At 60.0% G+C, this 3,790-nt stretch carries 2 protein-coding genes; both read left to right on the forward strand.

Annotated features, from left to right (window positions below; all coding sequences use genetic code 11):
• On the forward strand, window positions 1-1,974 hold a 1,974-nt coding region (locus tag ACH0BU_RS17870), incomplete at its 5' end, for an ATP-dependent nuclease (RefSeq protein WP_500264454.1).
• Window positions 1,971-3,746, forward strand: coding sequence for a UvrD-helicase domain-containing protein (locus tag ACH0BU_RS17875; RefSeq protein ID WP_500264455.1), 1,776 nt, complete (start codon window positions 1,971-1,973; stop codon window positions 3,744-3,746). The genes ACH0BU_RS17870 and ACH0BU_RS17875, both read left to right, overlap by 4 nt.
• The last annotated feature ends 44 nt before the right edge of the window (window positions 3,747-3,790 follow it).

Raw genomic sequence — 3,790 nt, forward strand, 5'->3', positions numbered from 1 at the left:
TTCTTCGCTGGCATTCGTCGTCCCTTCCTCGATCCAGACTGTCATAGTCGATGGACCACTCAGAAGGGGGCAGCTCACCTCGGTGAACGTACTTGTCTTAGCGTTGCTCCTAATTCAATCACAGACCATTGGCGCGTCACTTCGCTGCCGAACAGTCGGGGTGGGATGATGCGAGTAGCGCGAATCGTAATCCAGAACTTTCGGGCCTTCGCGTCACTGGACGTGAATGTCGCTGATGATCTCTGTTGCATCATTGGCGAAAACAACACCGGAAAGACCGCGATACTGCGTGCGATCCAGATCTGTCTCGACAATATGTTGCCGTCGAGTTTCCGATCGCTGTTGCGCGAGGACGTCCACTCCGCCATCGATATTGCCGAGCCAAGCCAAGTTCTGATCGGCATTGAGCTGACCGGGTTCGAGGGCAAGGTGAACGAAGAGGCGCTGGTCAGCACCTGGAAGATCGGTGCGGACCGTGCGCGCATATTCTACCGCTTCCGTCCGCGCCCGGCTGTCCGGGAGCAGCTTGCGAGTGGCGACATCACGAGCGGCACGCTGACCCTTGAGGACTACCAGTGGGAGATCCGCGGTGGCGGCGATCCTGCGGTCGACCTCACTGACATTGCCTGGAATGATGAGGGGATCGGCGAGTCCGTGCGCTTCGCCGACCTGCAATCCTACCTTTCTGTTCATCTGCCTGCGCTGCGCGATGTCGAGAGTGACTTGCGAAATCCCCGCCAGTCGCCGCTTATCCGGCTGATCGAAGCGTTCGAGATCGAGGCGGCTGAGCAGGATGCCCTGATTGCCATCCTCGACCAGGCCAATCAGGCAATCGCGAACTCGGCTACTATCGCGGAGATAGCAGGGGCAATCGACGCGCGGTTCAAGGATGTGTCTGGCCCCGCATTCGAGATGGACGCCACGCTCGGCCTGTCTGCCGCGACCTTCCGCGCGATTATCCGCAACCTGAAAATCATTCTGTCAGACCTGTCGCTCACCTCGTTCGAACCCGCCCGCAACGGTCTTGGCTTGAACAATATCCTCTACATCGCTATCCTGATGGAATATCTCCAGCGGCGGATTGCGCTCAATCGTTCGGCCGGCCAGTTGATCCTAATCGAAGAGCCCGAAGCGCATCTCCATCCCCAGCTGCAATTCTCGCTGATCGCAGCACTGCGTGCGGTTGGCGTGCAGACTATCCTGACCAGTCACAGCACCCAAGTGACCTCACAGGTTCCGCTGAGCAGCATTGTATCCCTCACAAAGCGCGACGACACGACCATTGCTGCGGGAAATCTCGCGCTCAATGCGGCACTGACCGCGCCAGAAATCGCCGATCTCGAACGCTATCTTGATGCAACCAAAAGCGAATTGCTTTACGCTCGCAAGGTCATGCTGGTTGAAGGGCCAGCCGAGATGTTCCTGATACCGGCGCTGATCGAGCAGGTGTACGGTGTAAAGCTCGAGCGGCTCGGCATCTCGGTTATCGCAATTCATGGCGTCCACTTTGACGTCTATGCAAAGCTGTTCCGCGCCGGCTCGCTCGAGAAGAAATGTGCCATCGTGGCCGATGCTGACATGAAGCCGTCCGACGCCGAAGACTTCGATCCGGAAACCGACGCTTCCGATCTGGTGGCACTGGAAAGCGACTTTGTGTCCGTATTCGCGGGAGCCACTACTTTCGAACGCGAACTGGTGTCTGTCGGGCGCCTGCCGATGCTAATCGAGACCGTTCGCGCTCTCGGCGCGCCGCAGATCCTCGCACAGATGGAGAAGGGCCTCGCAACGCTCACGCTCGGGGGACTGGGGCTCGCCGAAGAGACGGCGCTGCGCGTGGAGCTTGGCCGTATCACGCTCAATACCGCCAAGCGCTTTGGCAAAGCGCGTTTCGCGCAGATAGCAGCGCGCTACGCTAATCTCGCGACCGATCTGCCTCTATATATCGAGCAGGCTTATGAGTGGCTAACCGAATGATCCGGCTGACACCCGAACAGCGCGACGCGGTCGAACATGACGGCAACCTGCTGCTGACGGCTTGCCCAGGCAGTGGCAAGACGCGAGTCATTCTCGCCAAGCTGCTGACGCTGGCCGATCAGGTCGTCGGCACGCCCCAGTTCATCGGCTGCATCACCTATACCAATGCCGCGGTCGATGAGATCGAGGCCCGGTTGCGGTCCTACGGCAACAACGCAATCGCGGACCGCTGTGAAATATCCACGATCCACGCTTTCTGCCTGCAATTCATCCTACGTCCCTATAGCTGGTTGATTTCCGAAGTGCCGGCGTCGTTTCAGGTGCTCTCCCGCGAGAACAGCCTGTTCGAGCAGATCGTGACGGCAGTGGAGGACGCCTTCGGGCGCGTGCCAGCCGGGCAGGTGTTTGAGGACTACGAATCGCTTCGCATCGACGTGAACGGCGAACCCTGCGGCCAAGGTATCGAGACCGGCATCGTGACCAATGACTCCGCCGCGCTCTATTGGGAGCGGGTCCGCGCCCACGGATACCTCGATTTCGCAATGATCCTCTACTATTCTTGGAAGATCCTGAAACAGCACCCTTTCGTCGGTCGCGGCATAGCGAGCCGCTTTGCCTGGCTGCTCATCGACGAATTCCAGGACACCACAGACATCCAGATCGCCATCTTCGGCGCGCTTCGGCATTTCCTGCACACCCGCTTCTTTCTCGTCGGTGATCAGAATCAGTCGATCATGCGTTTCGCCGGTGCTCGCCCCGAACTCGCCGAGCAGTTCGGCGATCAGATCGACGCGCAGCGCGACGCGGCCTTGACTGGCAATTTCCGATGTGGACCGGCGATAGTCCGCGCTGCATCAACACTCATTCCGACCGCGCCGGGGATGCGGTCGGCGGGCGATGCAGCCCAGTGCGCGGCACAAGTGAATTACGTCCATGTCGGCCGGCCGATCGACGCCATAACTGACCATTTCCTGCCCGCCCTGCAGGATGCCGGCATCCCACTCGGTAAAGCAGCGATCCTTGCGCCATGGTGGACCCATCTCATCCCCGTCGCGCGCGCGCTCCGCGAATTCGACATCCCGGTCTTCGGTCCGGGCGCGCGCCCCTATAAACGTCGGCGTCTGCTTGCGGGACTTGCCGAGCAACTTGGAGCCTGCGCCGAGGCCGGCAATTATCTCGGACTCCCGGGTGTCGAGCGAGCACTGTTTCGGCTCATTGGTGACCTCACTGGGCACTCGCGTTACGACATGTTCAGCTATCAGGGGCGTCGGGTGGCGCTAGGCCTGATCTATCTCGCTCGAGAACTTGCCGACCAGCACCCCGGCGGCGTCGCTTGGCTGCGCGCTATCGCCCGCGAAGCTGGTGACTATCTCGAACGTGAGGAATGGTTGCCGGGCAGCGCCAAACAGCCGCTAATCGATTCCGCCGAGGAAATGTTGTCCGACATGCAGGCCAGCAAGATCGACCTCGCGAACCTTCTGATCTCCGACATGGGCCTGTTCGCCAATCCCGAGCATGCGCTCAAGCTGATCACGCTGCACAATTCCAAGGGGCGGGAATTCGATGGCGTCGCCCTGATCTGCATGAACAATGGCAGTATCCCGCATTTCTCGACATCGACGCAGGAGGCCTATGACGAGTCTAGGCGGCTGTTCTACGTCGGCCTGACTCGCGCCAAGCAAATCCTATTGGTCGCGTCCGATCAGTCTCACTGGAAGAACACCCCGACCCCGTTCATATTGTGGATCGGCGTGGAAAAGGGACCCCGGTAGCGGGGTGATCGGCGTCGAAAAGGGACCCCTCATCCCGTTGGTCT

The organism is Sphingomonas olei, from assembly GCF_045369765.1.
Lineage (GTDB): Bacteria > Pseudomonadota > Alphaproteobacteria > Sphingomonadales > Sphingomonadaceae > Sphingomonas > Sphingomonas panaciterrae.

Excerpts from the sequence above, each read along its gene's own strand:
- ACH0BU_RS17875 (WP_500264455.1), top strand. The coding sequence starts at position 1,971 with ATGATCCGGCTGACACCCGAACAGCGCGACGCGGTCGAACATGACGGC.